The organism is Citrobacter telavivensis (assembly GCA_009363175.1).
GTDB classification, from domain to species: domain Bacteria; phylum Pseudomonadota; class Gammaproteobacteria; order Enterobacterales; family Enterobacteriaceae; genus Citrobacter_A; species Citrobacter_A telavivensis.
Map to the genome: position 1 here is coordinate 4,546,825 of CP045205.1, position 16,951 is coordinate 4,563,775.

Here is a 16,951-nt window from a genome sequence, read left to right on the forward strand (position 1 = left end):
TCACACGATGACTTCCTGACGTTAAGGTTACGCAGGCCGGGTAAGGCAACGCCGCCACCCGGCAATCATCGTCACCCTGAATGCCGGATAGCGCTCACGCTTATCCGGCCTGTTCGGGATTGAACAGCGGAAAACGTATGTCACACACACTTGCACTCCATCCCGTGAAAAAGCGGGATGCGATATTCCTTTGGGTCTTACTCGGCTGGCTGGCCTTCGTCCTGCTGCCGAGCTGGAGCCTGGATTACGGTCTGCTGGAGTCCACGGGCGATGAAATCCTCGAGGCCTACGGTTGGTCACAGTTCAATATCAGCTGGCTATGGTATCTGCTGCCAGGCCTGCTGCTGGTGCGCCCGGTCCACGAAGCCAGACGCGAACAGCGTAGCCGCCACTACTTCGATGCCAGTTGGGCCTTTTTGTGCATCGCTTTTATCGTCATCAGCGCGACCGTTGAAGGGCGCGGTTTAGGCTACGCCACCATCGTGCTGTTTGTCGCACTGGGCGCAATCATGACCCTGGCGCTGACCCGTCTCGAATGGCTGGGCGGCGACCGGTTTGTGATTGGTTCGCTGGTCACCATCGTGGCGCTCATCGGTATCTTTATCGTCTGGCCGAGCATCGCCATTTTCATCCCGATGTTCACCAATGACGCGGGGGCGTTCGCGCCGCTGGCGTTTATGAATGTGCTATCGCAGGCGCATATCATTCAGGTGATCCTCAACTCTATCGCCCTGTCGATTGCCGTGGGCGTCGGCTGTACCTTCTTCGGCCTGGTGCTGGCCATTTACACCACCCGTATCGCCCAACGCAGCGCCGTTATTGGCCGTATCTTCTCAATCCTGCCGATCGTCACGCCGCCGTTTGTCGTGGGGCTGGGCGTTACGCTGATGATGGGCCGTTCTGGCTACGTGACCGAATTGATGGTGGAGTGGTTCGGGCTGACCAATACCAACTGGCTGTACGGGTTTACCGGCATCTGGCTGGCGCAGGTGCTGGCGTTTACCCCAATGGCGTTTATGATCCTCGACGGCGCGATCAAAACCATTCACCCGTCGCTGGAAGAGGCGTCATACACCCTGCGCGCCAGTCGCTGGCAGACGTTTAACGGCGTGTTTGTCCCCCTGCTGAAACCGGCGCTGGCGAATGCGTTCTTAATTGTTATTGTCCAGTCGCTGGCCGACTTCAGTAACCCGCTGGTGCTCGGCGGCAACTTCGATGTGCTGGCGACGCAAATTTACTTCTACATCACCGGTTCACAGCTCGATTACCAGGCTGCCAGTACCCTCGGTGCCTTCCTGCTGCTGTTCTCGCTGTTGGTGTTCTGCGTACAGTACATGTGGATTGGCAAGCGCTCTTACGTCACCGTCTCCGGGAAATCATACCGTGGCGACGTGCAGCCGCTGCCGGTCACCCTGGTCTGGAGCGTGGTCGCTATCCTGGCGATATGGATTGCCTTTAACGCCCTGCTCTACGGCAGTATTTTCTACGGCAGTTTCACCGTGAACTGGGGCGTGGACTACACCCTGACGCTGGATAACTTTATCAAGCTGTTTGGTCAGGGGATGAGCGACGGCGCATGGCCTTCGCTGCTCGATACCCTGTTGTATGCCGGAATTGCCGCGCCGATCACCGCCGCCTTCGGCCTGCTGATCGCCTGGGTTGTGGTGCGCCAGCAGTTCAAAGGCAAAAAGACCATCGAGTTCACCACCATGCTGTGCTTTGCCGTACCGGGCACCGTGGCGGGCGTCTCTTACATCCTTGCCTTTAACAGCGCCCCGGTGTACCTCACCGGCACCGCGGCCATTGTCATTATCTCGATGGTGATGCGTAACGTGCCGGTCGGCATTCGCGCCGGGATCGCCGGACTCGGCCAGATCGATAAATCACTGGATGAAGCCTCGCTCAGTCTGCGTGCCGGGAGCTTACGCACCATTACGCACATTCTGCTGCCGCTACTGCGTCCGGCTATTCTCTCGGCGCTGATCTACAGCTTCGTGCGCGCCATCACGACCGTCAGCGCCATTGTCTTCCTCGTCACGCCAGACACCCGCGTGGCAACGGCCTACATCCTGAACCGCGTGGAAGACGGCGAATACGGCGTGGCGATAGCCTACGGGTCGATTCTGATCGTGGTGATGCTGGCGATTATTTTCATCTTTGACTGGCTGATTGGGGAAGCACGTATCTCCCGGTCTAAAGCCAAAAACCAGGCGTAATGGAGCGCACTATGAGTCAGAAAAATTTCGTTGAACTGCGCAACGTCACCAAACGATTCGGCAGTAACACGGTCATCGACAATATCAATCTCACCATCCCGCAAGGGCAGATGGTGACGCTGCTTGGTCCGTCCGGCTGTGGCAAGACCACGATTCTGCGCCTGGTCGCCGGTCTGGAAAAACCAAGCGAAGGGCAGATTTTTATTGATGGCGAGGACGTCACCCATCGCTCTATTCAGCAGCGTGATATCTGTATGGTGTTCCAGTCGTATGCCCTGTTCCCACATATGTCGCTGGGAGAAAACGTCGGCTACGGTCTGAAGATGCTGGGCGTGTCGCGCGCCGATGTGAAGACGCGGGTGAAAGAAGCGCTGGCGATGGTCGATCTGGAAGGATTCGAGGACCGCTATGTGGATCAGATTTCCGGCGGCCAACAGCAGCGCGTGGCGCTGGCGCGCGCGCTGATCCTCAAACCGAAGGTGCTGCTGTTTGACGAACCGCTGAGTAACCTCGACGCCAACCTGCGCCGCAGCATGCGCGATAAGATCCGTGAGCTGCAAAAGCAGTTTGATATCACCTCGCTGTACGTTACCCACGATCAAAGCGAAGCCTTTGCGGTTTCCGACACCGTGCTGGTGATGAACAAGGGACATATCATGCAGATCGGGTCGCCGCAGGATCTTTATCGTCAGCCTGCGTCCCGCTTTATGGCCAGCTTCATGGGCGACGCTAACCTATTCCCGGCCCATTTTAGCGATGACGCGGTCGATATCTACGGCTATCGCCTGCCCCGCCCCGCGCACTTTGCGGCCCAGGGTAAGGGTACCGTGGGCGTACGCCCGGAAGCGATTACCTTAAGCGATCGCGGCGAGGAGAGTCAGCGCTGTGTGATTCGGCATGTGGCCTATATGGGACCGCAGTATGAGGTGACGGTGGAGTGGCATGGGCAGGAAATTCTGTTACAGGTCAACGCCACTCGTCTGCAACCGGATATTGGCGAGCAGTATTTCCTCGAAATCCATCCGTACGGGATGTTTGTGTTAGCGGACGCCGCGTAGGTTTTCGATGTTTTCGATGCCGGAGAAGCGTAAGCGCCATCCGGCAACCGCTGTATATGTTTACCAGGGAGATCTTTCCGTTCACCTTATGTGCGTCGCCTCTCTGGAATTATCGTGTACGTGAACGGGCAAGGGAGGCTCGCCGCCGCCTCCCTTGCAACCCAGGCTCCCGGCCGGGAAAATTGTCGCTTCGCGATACCCTCCGCTTATTCCTCCGGGCTACCGGGTCGGGCGCGACTCAGCATCCCTGCTTCGCGCGCCCTGAACCCGCATCCCTGCGGGTTTCCCCGGCCCTCCGGAAACACGTCGGCAATTTTCAGCCGGACCAATCCACACCTGACCACCTGAGCGGTTTACTGGTGCTCAAAGCGAAAAGAACTTGTTTGTAGAGCAGAGAATTGAAGCGATGCCGTTGGTCCGGCGTGAAAATCGATGAGCCGTTGACGGCTGACCGGGTCCGCCCGCAGGGAAGCGGGCGGAGGGGACGGCCTGCAGGGATGCAGGCTCGGCCCCGACCCGAAAGGCAGACGGCATAAGGCGAATGGACCACAACGTGGCGATTTTCCTCGCCGGGAGCCGGGATTGTTAAGGGCGTGGCGGAGAACGCCCTTAACACGTTCGCGGGTGAGTTGTTTCCAGAGAAGCAATGAACATAAGGCGAACGGAACCCTTCTTTGAAAGGGCATAAAACATGTCTGATGGCGCTACGCTTATCAGGCCTACGTTGATCCCGTTAACCCTGAACCAGCCGCAGCCGTCCGCGCGGCGCGCTTAATAGCGGGAATGGGTTAACAATAAGGAACAGAATAGGTCGCCAGCTCATAACGCCTCCAGATCAGGGGGTTATCTATACTCTGGCAGTGGCAAAGCAGAGCGACACTAAGACGAAAGTAGGAATGCCGCGCAATTGTTCATACAACGGAGTGATAACAGAAAGGTATTCGCAAATTTCAGTGAATATTTACCGCGCAACGTGGCGGTAAGAATAAAACGTCAACCCGGCTTCTCAGCCGGGTTGACGGGAGGCATATCGGACGGTTAGAACTGGTATTTTATCCCCAGCACACCGCTCGTGTCGTGAAAGCCGTTATTACCCATTTGTTGAGCCACGTTGCCCCACACGCTGAGATCCCGGGTCAACCGCCCCTCGACGCCCACTTTCACCTCAGCGACGTTTCGACTTCCCTGCAGGGAAGTACTCGTGTCATTCATCCTGACGCCGTACTGCTTCGTGTTGTGTATCCAGTTCGCCTCGATAAAGGGTTCAAACTCGCGTACGGTTCCTTTTTCCGCGGCGCTTTTTCCATTAGCGTAAAGGCGCATGCCCAGACGGGTCTGAATATTATTGTCACCCTGGCCCTGAACCCGCGTACCATTTTTCTCGGTATGGTCGTTAGCCTTCACCCCCATCCAGGTGACCTGCGCCTGTGGGCGAAGATAGACGCTACTTTCTATGTCGCCTGCCGTCGTGAATGACCCCATGTGGAAAGCGTAACCCGACTCCAGCGACGCCGTCAGCCCCTTGCTTTTATAGCGCTCCTGAGCAATCTCATCGCCTTTAACCGTATTATCAAACCAGTTATAGAGTACCCAGGAATCGACATACAGCCCGGTTTTATCCACGGCGTTCTGGTACCAGGTTCCGTACAGACCGGCGCTGTAGCCGCTCACCTCGCCACGAGAACCGTAGCCTGAGAGCCTGTTATGGGTGTCGTTATCCTGCTTACCATAGCCCGCCATTGCGCCCAGTTGATAGCTATCGGTACCGTTCGCGCTGCCCTGGAGCAACGCGCCGCCGACCTGCACGACAACGCGGTTGGACGAGGATGTGTTCTGATCGTCAGACATCCGGCTCTTGTTGCGCCCGCCTGCCGTGCGCAGCCACAAGCTGGTCATATGGCGTTCCCCGGTAGCGGGGTCGGTATACCATGCTCCTCCCTGACGGTCCTGCAGCCGGGTGTTAAACAGCGTATTCGCTGCCGCCAGGTTGCTGGCATAGCTTCCTGCCTCAGGGCGATAGATGTGGACTGCATCAGAAGAATCGCCTGGTGCAGGCCGATCGTTGTTAACAACCTCAGAGGAGTCGTCAGGATCAGGAGTGTCCGTCAGACTGGTTAAATACCAGTTATTCCTGTCACTACCGGAAGCCGTTCCCTGCTTCACGTGATATTCATAGCTTCCCGCCACGATACGACCTCGTTGTACAAAGGCATCTGCCGTAGAACTCCCGGTCTCAATGATTTTAATCCCTTCATGTAGCAACGCCCCTGAGCCATTCTCATTGCTAACCTGCACATAGGTCGTACCGGTCGCGTTGCCGGTAACCACCAGCTTATCCGTCAGGCTACTGTCGCCGCCGAGAACGGTGCCCAGCGAAAGGTTACCGCCGTTACCCGTATAGTCGCCATCGATGGTCAGCGTATTCCCGGCGCTGGTTGCGCTGTTGTTGAGAATAATATTGCCGCTGTTAGTCACGTCGCCAGTCAGCATGACGCTAAGAGGGGAAGAAGGCGGAACACCATCATCATCAATCAGCAGAGTTCCACGGTTATCCAACGCGTTGACGGTCTGGCTGTTGCCGTTCAGGTTAAGCGTCCCTTCCTCACCGACGGTTACGCCGGAGGTATTGGCGAATGCATTCGACGTCGTCGTCTTCAGCATGCCTTCGCTGACATAGGTCGACCCCGTATAGGTATTTTCCGCTGACAGTATCAGCGTGCCTTCTCCTGCTTTGGTCAGGCTTTTACCGTCCCAGGCCGGGTTGACGTGCGCCGTATTGTCAGCCAGGGCAACGCCGAGATCGAAGGTTCTGCCCTCATCAAGCGTGAACGTCCCGTGCGCATCGGCGTCCAGACCGTTCCAGTACAGGGAGTATTGAATGATCCGAGAACCGGCGTTGATATAGGCAAAGTCAGGTTGGCTCATGCCCGCGACGAGGGCATTACTGTAAGAAAACGCGCCCGTAATACCGTTCGTGGTTTCAACCAGAAGAATGTCGTGCATATCCCAGTGGGTGATATTGGCATTAAGCGACGCGTTATCGCCAACCGAGAGAGACGCCGCCTTGAGGCTGACGCCTTCGCCAAGGGTGAGCGACGACTCGTCGGCAAACGACGCGTTACCGGAAAATTCAATCGGTTGTTCTGCCAGCGTTACGCTTGCCGCCTGACCCACCGTCAGATTACCGTTGATGGCCCGGTTTGCCGCATCATTACTGACTACCTGCAACGTTGTCGCGCTGTCGCTTGTACCGTCGGCCAGCCGGATATCACCAGTGATAATCGAGCCGGTATTCAGCGTCAGCGTGTTGCTGCCGCCGGTAAGACTGAGAGCCGCCCCCGCTTCGCCACCGCTCCGGTAGGGAGCACCGCCGGTGATAACGCTGTTATTAATGAGCCAGATTACTGCCGGATATCGCTGCGCCACCTGCACCGTTAGCGCCGCCGTTGCTGCCGAAACTGCCTCTGCCCCCAACGACAGAACCGCTGTTGTTAATCCTCAGGCTGTCACCGAATATTCCGACGCCGCCGTTGCCGCCGTCGCTGGTGTTAGTATTATCTCTGCTGCCGCTGTAATTGCCCTCTCCGCCAGTGATGACGCCGCCAGCCAGATTGCTGATGGTCAGGTTGTGACCGGATATAGCCGTGCCGCCGTCTGCGCCGTCCGGGCTTGTCGTATCGCCGCCGGCATAGGCGCCTTCGCCACCGGTGATGGAACCACCGTTGGTGATGGTCAGATTATCGCCAAGTATTCCCGTGCCGCCTGCGGTAGGCATTCCGGCGCCACCGAGGCCGTCCGAACCGCCACTGCCGCCTTCACCGCCGGTAATAGAACCTCCGGCTAAATTATCAAGGATGATCTCGCTACCAGATATTGCAGCGCCAGCATTTCCGCCATTGCCTCCATTGCCTCCGCCGCTAAACCCCCCTTCGCCACCGACAATGGATCCGCCGTTGGTGATTCTCAGACTGGTACCCGATATTCCCGCCCCGGCATTGCCACCGAGCGCTCCATAGCCATATCCCCCTTCGCCGCCGACAATGGATCCGCCGTTGGTTATGGTCAGAGCGGAACCCGATATGGCATCGCCCCCTAAGCTTCCGGAATTGCCTCGGCCACCCGTAATTGACCCACGGGCAATATTGTCAATGACCATATTGCTGCCGGTAATTCCGGCACCGGCATTGCCACCTTCAGCTCCATCGTAACCATATCCCCCTCCGCCGCCGAGAATAGCGCCGCTGTTGGTGATGGTCAGCGCGGAACCCGATATGGCATCGCCTCCCTCGCCACTGGAATCACCGTCACCACCGGTAATACGGTAAGTATTAATAATTGTGAGATCGGTACCTGATATTCCAGCGCCGCCAATGCCGCCCGTACCACCGTTGCCATCAAATCCGAAACTGCCATCGCCTCCGGTAATCGCACCATCGTTGGTTATCATGAGACGGTCACCAGAGATACCCGCACCGCTAGCGGAATATCTATCCCCTTCGCCACCGGTGATGGAGCCGGTACGAGAATTGGTTATCGACAGGTCAGTACCCGATATTCCCACACCACCGGCACCAATGCCGCTAACGCCATAGCTACCTTCACCACCAATAATCTTTCCGCCGTTAGTGATTGTTGCATTGTTACCGGACATTCCGTCGCCGCCGTCGCCGCCCGCGTCACCATCACCGCCGGTTATTGTGATGCCACTACCGACGCTTACGCTGTTATCCGCTGCGGTAGTTTCCGGGTTCGGCGATAAGACATACCCAGCTCCGGCGCCTTCACTGCCCCCACTAGTCCCGTGAGTCCCTGTGTTGGATTGCGCCGCATAAGGAAATGAACCATCAACATGAATCGTGGCCCCTGTTGCTGGTCCGGAGGATATGAAGATCGATGCGATCAATAACGCTATTTGGTTTCTGCGAAAATATTGCATTAATAACTCCCTTGCTAATTTTCACAAAATTCAGTTAATTTCTTACTTTTGTTAAGTCAGTAAACAAAGTAGAAAAAAACAGGAAACAAAAAATTAGCAATAAAAATTAAATTAAATTCAAAAGGAAATAAAGATTGTATTGAAAGCTATCAAAACCATATCGAAGAGTAAACGCAGTAAATCATTTCAAAAAAAATCTTAAATTGTTCACCTCTAACCATTTCACATTATTAAATGAATAAAAACAATAACATAAAAGACACTCATACAACGATGTATTTAATATAAACGTGGCTATTTAAAAAACAGATAAATTAATTTATGATGAAAACAAGGCGTTACCCTCGTCGTCAACGAGATAAATCCGTCAATGTTTAAACTTTTATATTTTTCTTTATTTCATCTTAAAACTGCTTAATAAGATGAGATATTTAAGAGTGATGTTCAGATTTTTATTATCATATCGTAAAGGATGCTCAATTACGGTTCCTGACTAAAGATATGCCGTCTCCTGGCTATCGCGCGGTAAATATCTCTGCGACGCCACGGAAAAGCCACATTGCACTCTTCTGTTTTACTGCGGGGTCTGGTCTACCCTGTTGGCCCAATCCCATCGTTATTCGCCCATTTGCCCCTATTCAGTTTCTGGTCAACACTCCAGGATGAGACCACTGGCCCCTCACGTGGAGTATCACCATGAACATCACCCATATTCGCAACGCCACCCAGTTGATTACCTTTGGTGGTAAAACCTTTCTCGTCGATCCGATGCTTGCCCCGAAAGGTGCGTATCCCGGCTTTCCCGGCACGGCGCGGGCGGAGATCCGTAATCCAACGGTTGAACTCCCCTGCGATCTCAACACCCTGTTGCAGGCCGATGCGCTGATCGTCACCCATCTCCATGCGGACCACTGGGACGACGTCGCCGCAAAGGTCGTGCCGAAAGAGAAGCCGATTTATGTACAGAACGAACAGGATGTACAAATCCTGCGGGCGCAGGGTTTTAGTCAACTCACGGTGCTGACGGACAATACCCGGCTGGGTGAGATCACGTTGCGTAAAACAGGCGGCCAGCACGGATCCGACCGGCTGTACGCCATTCCTGCCATGGCTGAGCGAATGGGCGATGCCTGCGGGATTGTGTTCCAGCATCCACAGGAAAAAACGCTGTATTTGGTCGGCGATACTATCTGGCGCGATGAGGTCGAAGCCAACATGGTCACATTCCAGCCTGATGTGGTAGTACTGAACGCCGGGTTTGCACACGTGATCGGTTTTGGTGCCATCATCATGGGGGCAGAAGATGTGCTGAAAACCCACTTCGTACTGCCCGATGCGCAAATTGTGGCGATTCACATGGAAGCGATAAACCACTGCCTGTTGACGCGTACCGCGCTCAGGGAATACGCCCGCGATAACCAGATTGCAGAATGTGTCCGGGTACCGGAAGATGGGGAAACCCTGACGTTCTAACCCCCAGCCGAGGAAAAGTATGCGCCCTGTCACCGTCGCGATCGTCGCCGTTGAAGATTTCAGTCCGTTTCACTTCTCGGTGCCGTGCATCATGTTCAGTGAAAAAGCGGCTGCAAAGAAACGCTTTGAGGTGCAGATTTGCGCTGAAATCCCAGGTGTTGTCGCCTCCCGGGAAGGCTTTTCCGTCACCGCACCCCAGGGACTGGAGGCGGTGACCGCAGCCGATATCGTGATTGTCCCCTGGTGGGGAACGACCGACCGCCGCCCGCCGCAGTCGCTGCTCGATGCGCTGGTTCAGGCCCGACAAAACGGCGCGCAGGTGGTTGGATTGTGCCTGGGGGCATTTGTCCTCGGCTATGCAGGACTGCTGGACGGCAGGCGCGCCGCCACCCACTGGGAGTTTGAAGCCGATTTTCAGGCGCGTTTTCCGGACGCGCACCTGGATATCAACGCCCTGTATGTCGACGATGACGGTATCATCACCTCGGCAGGCACCGCCGCCGCGCTCGACTGCTGTCTGTATCTCATCCGCCAGCGGTTTGGCAGCACGGTGGCGAATCAGATTGCGCGCCGGATGATTGTGCCGCCGCATCGCGAGGGCGGTCAGGCGCAGTTTATTGCCCAGCCGGTGGCGAAAAACACCCAGGATCAACGGATTAACAGCCTGCTGGACTATCTGCGCCAGCATAGCCATGAACAGCACGACCTGGATTCGCTGGCGAAAAAAGTGATGATGAGTCGCCGCACGCTGAGCCGTCATTTTATGCAAGCAACCGGCTCAGGCGTCGCCCAATGGTTGATCAATGAACGCCTGCGCCGTAGCCAGGAACTGCTGGAATCCACCTCGCTTCCCGTTGAGCGTATCGCCGGGGAGGTCGGTTTTCTGTCCCCGGTGACCTGGCGTCAGCATTTTAAGTCTCGCTTTGGCGTCAGCCCGGCTGAATGGCGAAAAACCTTTCAGGGTGTGGCATCATAGCGCGCAGAACATATTGAATTCAGGGGAAAGGATTGTGAAACCGGTAACGCTATACGATGTTGCAGACCACGCTGGCGTCTCCTATCAGACGGTATCCCGCGTGGTAAATCAGGCGAGCCACGTTTCCGCGAAAACCCGGCAAAAAGTTGAAGCCGCCATGGCGGAGCTGAATTACATCCCCAACCGCGTCGCCCAACAACTGGCCGGAAAACACACGCCGCTTATTGGCGTAGCAACGTCCAATCTGGCACTGCATGCCCCTTCGCAGATTGTCGCGTCCATCAAGTCGCGCGCCGACCAGTCCGGCGCCAGCGTGGTGATTGCGATGGTTGAACGCAGCGGTGTCGACGCCTGCAAAGCGGCAGTACATAACCTGCTGGCGCAGCGGGTAACGGGGCTGATTATTAACTACCCCCTTGATGAAGAAGATGCCATCGCCGTCGCCGCCTCCTGCGGTACGGTACCCGTTTTGTTCCTCGACGTGTCTGATCTTTCCCCGATCAACAGTATTATTTTCTCGCACGATGATGGTGCCCGACTGGGTGTTGAACATCTGGTCCAGCACGGACACCAGCGCATTGCTTTGTTAGCGGGCCCCCGCACTTCCGTTTCGGCGCGCCTGCGCCTGGCGGGCTGGCATAAATACCTTGCTCGCCACCAGTTGCAACCGGTCGCAGAACAAGAAGGCGACTGGAGCGCGATGTCCGGTTTTTTGCAGACGCAGCAAATGCTCAGTGCAGGCATCATCCCCGGCGCAATGCTGGTGGCAAACGATCAAATGGCGCTGGGCGCGATGCGGGCCATCAGCGAATTTGGCCTGCGCGTGGCAAGTGACATTTCGGTAGTGGGTTATGACGATACCGAGGACAGCGCCTGCTACATCCCGCCGCTCACGACCATCAGGCAAGATTTTGCCCTTCTCGGCCAGACCAGCGTCGATCGCCTGCTGCAACTTTCCCGCGGCGAATCGACCCTCGGAAATCAACTGCTGCCGGTCACGCTGGTGGAGCGAAAAACCGTTCTGCCCCCTGAAAAACAGCACACCTCCCCGCAGGCGCTGGCCGACTCGCTGATTCAACTGGCGCGTCAGGTCGCGTTGTTAAATCGGCCGTAATAATGTGAGTCAGTTCACTCATTAGGCTCCTCAGGCTTTACAGCTTTCTGGCTTCCCTCGTATGTTGAATAAAATTGTGAGCGAATAACAATTATCAACAGGATACAGCCATGACATTCACTACGGACTCACTCGCCGCCGTACTGGCTCGACGCGACTGGGAAAATCCCGGCGTCACACAGCTTAACCGTCTGGAGGCACATCCTCCTTTTGCCAGTTGGCGCGACGCGACTGAGGCGCGAGACAATCATCCCTCATCATCGGTTCGTAGCCTGAACGGTGCGTGGAAATTTAACTGGTTCGCCTCGCCGGAAGCGGTGCCGGAAAGTTGGCGACTGAGCGATCTGGATACTGCCGATACGATCGTTGTGCCATCAAACTGGCAGATGCACGGCTATGACGCGCCAGTTTATACCAACGTAACCTATCCGATCCCGGTCAATCCGCCGTACGTGCCTCATGAAAATGCAACGGGTTGTTATTCGCTCACATTCAATATCAACGAAGCCGAACGTCGCGATGGACAGACGCGAATTATCTTTGATGGCGTGAATTCCGCCTTTCATCTCTGGTGCAACGGGCGTTGGGTGGGCTACGGTCAGGACAGTCGCCTGCCGTCCGAATTTGATCTCAGCGCGTTTCTGGTCAGCGGTGAGAACCGTCTGGCGGTGATGGTGCTGCGCTGGAGCGATGGCAGCTATCTGGAAGATCAGGATATGTGGCGGATGAGCGGCATCTTTCGCGATGTCTCCCTGTTAAATAAACCCGCCACCCAAATCAGCGATCTACGCATCACCACCCACCTCAACGAAGATTTCAGCCGGGCAATATTGGCAGCCGACGTCAGCATGCGCGGTGAGCCGCGTGACTGTCTGCGGGTGACCGTTCAACTATGGGATGGCGACGTGCTGATGGGCGAAAGCACCGCGCCTTTTGGCAGTGAGATTATTGATGAGCGCGGTGCCTACGGCGATCGCACGACTCTGCGTCTGAATGTTGACAATCCTTCACTGTGGAGCGCCGAAACGCCGCATCTTTATCGCGCGGTCGTACAACTGCATACCGCTGACGGCACACTTATTGAAGCCGAGGCCTGCGATGTCGGCTTCCGCCGGGTGAGCATTGAAAACGGCCTGCTGTTGTTGAACGGTAAACCTCTGCTGATTCGCGGTACCAACCGGCATGAACATCACCCTGAAAACGGCCAGGTGATGGACGAAGAAACGATGGTGCAGGACATCATTCTGATGAAACAGAATAACTTTAATGCCGTGCGCTGCTCCCACTATCCGAACCACCCGCGATGGTACACGCTCTGCGATCGCTATGGTCTGTACGTGGTGGATGAGGCCAACATCGAGACCCACGGCATGGTGCCGATGAATCGCCTGAGCGACGACCCGACCTGGCTGCCCGCGATGAGCCAGCGTGTGACGCGAATGGTACAGCGCGATCGCAACCATCCGAGCATTATCATCTGGTCACTGGGGAACGAATCGGGTCACGGCGCCAACCATGACGCACTGTACCGCTGGCTGAAATCAGAAGACCCGTCACGCCCGGTGCAGTATGAAGGCGGCGGCGCGGACACTGCGGCGACGGATATCATTTGCCCGATGTATGCCCGTGTCGATCAGGATCAGCCGTTCCCGGCGGTACCGAAGTGGTCAATCAAAAAATGGCTGTCGCTGCCCGGTGAGCAGCGCCCGCTCATCTTGTGCGAATACGCTCACGCGATGGGCAACAGTCTGGGAGGGTTCGCCAAATACTGGCAGGCGTTCCGTCAGTATCCACGCTTGCAGGGAGGTTTCGTCTGGGACTGGGTCGATCAGTCGCTGATTAAATACGATGACAAAGGCAACCCCTGGTCCGCGTACGGCGGCGACTTTGGCGACACGCCTAACGATCGCCAGTTCTGTATGGATGGACTGGTGTTTGCCGACCGGACACCGCATCCGTCGCTGTATGAAGCGAAGCACGCGCAGCAGTTTTTCCAGTTTACGCTTCTACCGGGTGCCGAACGTAAGATTGAGGTCACCAGCGAATACCTGTTCCGCCATAGCGATAATGAGATCCTGCACTGGTCGATTGCGCTGGAAGGCAACCCAATAGCCACCGGGGAGATCCCGCTTGATATCGCTGCGCAGGGCCGTCAGGTTATCACCCTCCCCGACATCGCGCAGCCTGACAGCGCGGGTCAGCTCTGGCTAACGGTGCGCGTGGAGCAACCGCAGGCAACCGCATGGTCGCCCGCCGGTCATGTCAGCGCCTGGCAACAGTGGCCGCTGGAGGAAAAACTGAACATCATCTGCTCGCCGCGAGCCCGTACTGCGCCGCAACTCAGCGTCACTGATGCGGCCTTTCACGTGGCACTTCACACGACGCGTTGGGAATTCTGCCGTCAGCAGGGCACGTTAACGCAATACTGGATTGGCGATGAAGCCCAGTTACTGACACCGCTGAGCGATCGGTTCACCCGTGCGCCACTGGATAACGATATTGGCGTCAGTGAAGCGACCCGCATTGACCCCAATGCCTGGGTCGAGCGCTGGAAAGCCGCCGGGCATTATCAGCTCCAGGCGGTACTGCTGCAGTGCGATGCCGACGCCCTTGCCGACGCGGTACAGATCGCCACCGTCCACGCCTGGCAGTATCAGGGCAACACTTTGTTTATTAGCCGTAAAATCTGGCGTATTGACGGCCACGGCGAAATGCAGATTGCCGTTGATGTCGATGTCGCCAGCGGTACGCCGCATCCGGCACGTATCGGCCTGACCTGCCAACTGGCGCAGGTAGCAGAACGGGTCAACTGGCTGGGGCTCGGTCCACATGAAAACTACCCGGACCGCCTGTCTGCCGCCTGTTTTGACCGTTGGGATTTGTCACTGGATGAGATGTATACGCCGTATGTCTTCCCGAGCGAAAACGGCCTGCGCTGTGGTACGCGGGAACTGAAGTACGGTGCGCACGTCTGGCGTGGCGACTTCCAGTTCAACATTAGTCGCTACAGCCAGAAGCAACTGATGGAAACCAGCCACCGTCACCTGCTGCAACCGGAAGCCGGGAGCTGGCTGAATGTTGATGGTTTCCATATGGGCGTCGGTGGAGACGACTCCTGGAGCCCATCGGTGTCGCCGGAATTCCAGTTGAGCGCCGGGCGTTATCACTACCAGATTGTCTGGGGCCAAAAATAATAAAAGCCGGGCAGGTCAGCGCCTGCCCGTTAGTCGCGTAAGGAAGTCCACATGTATTATTTGAAAAATACTAATTTCTGGATGTTCGGCTTTTTCTTCTTCTTTTATTTTTTCATTATGGGAGCCTACTTCCCGTTTTTCCCGATCTGGTTACACGATATCAACCATATCAGCAAAGGTGACACCGGCGTCATTTTCGCCTGCATCTCACTGTTTTCACTTCTGTTTCAGCCCATCTTTGGCCTGCTCTCGGATAAGCTCGGTCTGCGTAAACATCTGTTGTGGATCATTACCGGGATGCTGGTAATGTTCGCACCTTTTTTCATTTACGTTTTTGGTCCGTTACTTCAGTTCAATATATTACTCGGCTCGATCGTCGGCGGGATTTATCTTGGTTTTATCTACAACGCCGGGGCCCCTGCTATTGAGGCTTATATTGAAAAAGCCAGCCGCCGCAGCCATTTTGAATTTGGCCGCGCACGTATGTTTGGCTGCGTAGGCTGGGCGCTATGCGCCTCTATTACCGGGATTATGTTCACCATCAATAACCAGTTCGTTTTTTGGTTGGGTTCCGGCTGTGCGGTGATTCTGGCGATACTGTTGTTTTTCTCAAAAGCGGATGCGCCCTCTTCTGCAAAGGTTGCAGATGCAGTAGGCGCCAACCAGTCCGCCTTCAGCCTGAAGCTGGCGCTGGAACTGTTTAAGCAACCGAAGCTGTGGTTCCTTTCGCTGTACGTGGTCGGTGTATCCTGTACTTACGATGTGTTTGACCAACAGTTCGCCAACTTCTTCACCTCATTCTTTACGACGGGCGAACAAGGTACACGCGTTTTTGGCTACGTCACCACGCTGGGAGAACTGCTGAACGCTTCCATCATGTTCTTTGCGCCGCTGATTGTTAACCGAATTGGCGGAAAGAACGCGCTGCTGCTGGCGGGTACCATTATGTCAGTACGGATCATCGGTTCCTCGTTTGCCACCAGCGCGCTGGAAGTCGTCATCCTGAAAACGCTGCATATGTTTGAGATCCCCTTCCTGATCGTCGGCTGCTTCAAATACATCACCAGCCAGTTTGAGGTGCGTTTCTCGGCCACAATTTATCTGGTGTGCTTCTGTTTCTTCAAACAGTTGGCGATGATTTTCATGTCCGTCTTTGCCGGCAACATGTATGAAAGCGTGGGTTTCCAGGGGACGTATCTGATACTGGGGCTGATCGCACTGAGCTTTACGCTCATTTCGGTCTTTACCCTGAGTGGGCCGGGGCCATTTTCCCGCGTCTTCGCACAGGCGAGTAAACAAGTTTGAATATAAATAACAAGGATGGAATATCTTCAATGAACGTTTCGATAAGAGACCGAATAAAAGCTGGAAAACTGTTTACCGATATGTCCGAAGGTCTGCCACAGGAGAGGCTGTGCGGAAAAGAGTTAATGTACGAATTTAACCATTCGCGCCCCTCCGAGATTGAAAAGAGGGAAAAACTGATTCGTGAAATGTTTGGCACCGTGGGGGAACACGCGTGGATAGAGCCACCGATGTATTTCTCTTACGGTACCAATATTCATGTTGGCGATAATTTTTACGCTAATTTTAACTTTACCATCGTGGATGATTACACGGTCACTATCGGTAATAATGTCCTGATTGCGCCAAACGTCACGATATCGGTAACAGGACATCCCATTCACCATGAATTGAGAAAATCCGGGGAAATGTTCTCTTTCCCGGTAACCATAGGTAATAACGTATGGATTGGCAGTCACGTGGTTATCAATCCTGGCGTCACGATTGGCGATAATTCGGTTATCGGCGCAGGTAGCGTAGTAACAAAGGACATTCCATCTGATGTGGTTGCCGTGGGGGTTCCCTGTCGGGTTATCAGAACGATTAACGAAAGAGATAAAGAATATTATTACAAGAATTATAAAGTAGAGCCGTCAGCTAAGCCGTAATGCCGGATGCATCGCTCGCGCGGTACATCCGG

The 16,951-nt window shown here is 55.4% G+C and carries 11 protein-coding genes and 1 pseudogene; 10 read left to right on the forward strand and 2 right to left on the reverse strand.

Going from position 1 to position 16,951, the window contains the following annotated elements:
• Nucleotides 1-137 precede the first annotated feature (137 nt).
• From GBC03_24210 to GBC03_24225, 4 genes and pseudogenes are all read left to right on the forward strand, one after another.
• Nucleotides 138-2,216, forward strand: a complete 2,079-nt coding sequence (locus tag GBC03_24210; GenBank protein QFS73086.1) for an ABC transporter permease subunit — start codon at nt 138-140, stop codon at nt 2,214-2,216.
• Nucleotides 2,217-2,227: 11 nt separating this feature from the next.
• Nucleotides 2,228-3,274 (forward strand): ferric ABC transporter ATP-binding protein, encoded by a 1,047-nt coding sequence (locus GBC03_24215; GenBank protein QFS73087.1) that lies wholly within the window; start codon nt 2,228-2,230, stop codon nt 3,272-3,274.
• 182 nt (nt 3,275-3,456) lie between these two features.
• Entirely contained in the window at nt 3,457-3,663 is a 207-nt protein-coding gene (locus tag GBC03_24220; protein ID QFS73088.1) for a hypothetical protein, read from the forward strand.
• A gap of 83 nt (nt 3,664-3,746) precedes the next feature.
• Nucleotides 3,747-3,863, forward strand: a pseudogene (locus GBC03_24225) (transcriptional regulator).
• Between the two features lie 449 nt (nt 3,864-4,312).
• Here GBC03_24225 and GBC03_24230 read toward each other — a convergent pair.
• Both GBC03_24230 and GBC03_24235 read right to left on the reverse strand, forming a co-directional pair.
• Entirely contained in the window at nt 4,313-6,748 is a 2,436-nt protein-coding gene (locus GBC03_24230) for an autotransporter outer membrane beta-barrel domain-containing protein (GenBank protein QFS73089.1), read from the reverse strand.
• Entirely contained in the window at nt 6,663-8,210 is a 1,548-nt protein-coding gene (locus tag GBC03_24235) for a hypothetical protein (protein ID QFS73090.1), read from the reverse strand. The genes GBC03_24230 and GBC03_24235 overlap by 86 nt, the downstream gene beginning before the upstream one ends.
• Before the next feature lie 696 nt (nt 8,211-8,906).
• On the opposite strand from GBC03_24235, the gene GBC03_24240 reads away from it, so the two are divergent.
• The 6 genes from GBC03_24240 (at nt 8,907) to lacA (ending at nt 16,919) form a co-directional block, all read left to right on the forward strand.
• Nucleotides 8,907-9,683 carry an MBL fold metallo-hydrolase gene (locus GBC03_24240; GenBank protein ID QFS73091.1) on the forward strand — a complete coding sequence of 259 codons (777 nt, stop codon included), beginning with the start codon at nt 8,907-8,909 and terminating at the stop codon, nt 9,681-9,683.
• A gap of 19 nt (nt 9,684-9,702) precedes the next feature.
• Nucleotides 9,703-10,659 (forward strand): helix-turn-helix domain-containing protein, encoded by a 957-nt coding sequence (locus GBC03_24245; GenBank protein ID QFS73092.1) that lies wholly within the window; start codon nt 9,703-9,705, stop codon nt 10,657-10,659.
• A 34-nt stretch (nt 10,660-10,693) separates the two neighbouring features.
• Entirely contained in the window at nt 10,694-11,773 is a 1,080-nt protein-coding gene (locus tag GBC03_24250) for a LacI family DNA-binding transcriptional regulator (GenBank protein QFS73093.1), read from the forward strand.
• Between the two features lie 110 nt (nt 11,774-11,883).
• On the forward strand, nt 11,884-14,967 hold the full coding sequence (locus tag GBC03_24255) for a beta-galactosidase (protein QFS73094.1): 3,084 nt from the start codon (nt 11,884-11,886) through the stop codon (nt 14,965-14,967).
• 51 nt (nt 14,968-15,018) lie between these two features.
• Nucleotides 15,019-16,272: an MFS transporter gene (locus tag GBC03_24260; protein QFS73095.1), complete on the forward strand. Its 1,254-nt coding sequence runs from the start codon at nt 15,019-15,021 to the stop codon at nt 16,270-16,272.
• A 29-nt stretch (nt 16,273-16,301) separates the two neighbouring features.
• Nucleotides 16,302-16,919, forward strand: a complete 618-nt coding sequence (gene lacA, locus GBC03_24265; protein ID QFS73096.1) for a galactoside O-acetyltransferase — start codon at nt 16,302-16,304, stop codon at nt 16,917-16,919.
• Nucleotides 16,920-16,951: the final 32 nt, after the last annotated feature.

Bases quoted from the DNA above. Each gene is read 5' to 3' on its own strand.
- GBC03_24210 (QFS73086.1), top strand. From the start codon at position 138: ATGTCACACACACTTGCACTCCATCCCGTGAAAAAGCGGGATGCGATA.
- GBC03_24215 (QFS73087.1), top strand. From the start codon at position 2,228: ATGAGTCAGAAAAATTTCGTTGAACTGCGCAACGTCACCAAACGATTC.
- GBC03_24235 (QFS73090.1), bottom strand. From the start codon at position 8,210: ATGCAATATTTTCGCAGAAACCAAATAGCGTTATTGATCGCATCGATC.
- GBC03_24240 (QFS73091.1), top strand. From the start codon at position 8,907: ATGAACATCACCCATATTCGCAACGCCACCCAGTTGATTACCTTTGGT.
- GBC03_24245 (QFS73092.1), top strand. From the start codon at position 9,703: ATGCGCCCTGTCACCGTCGCGATCGTCGCCGTTGAAGATTTCAGTCCG.
- GBC03_24255 (QFS73094.1), top strand. From the start codon at position 11,884: ATGACATTCACTACGGACTCACTCGCCGCCGTACTGGCTCGACGCGAC.
- GBC03_24260 (QFS73095.1), top strand. From the start codon at position 15,019: ATGTATTATTTGAAAAATACTAATTTCTGGATGTTCGGCTTTTTCTTC.
- lacA (QFS73096.1), top strand. From the start codon at position 16,302: ATGAACGTTTCGATAAGAGACCGAATAAAAGCTGGAAAACTGTTTACC.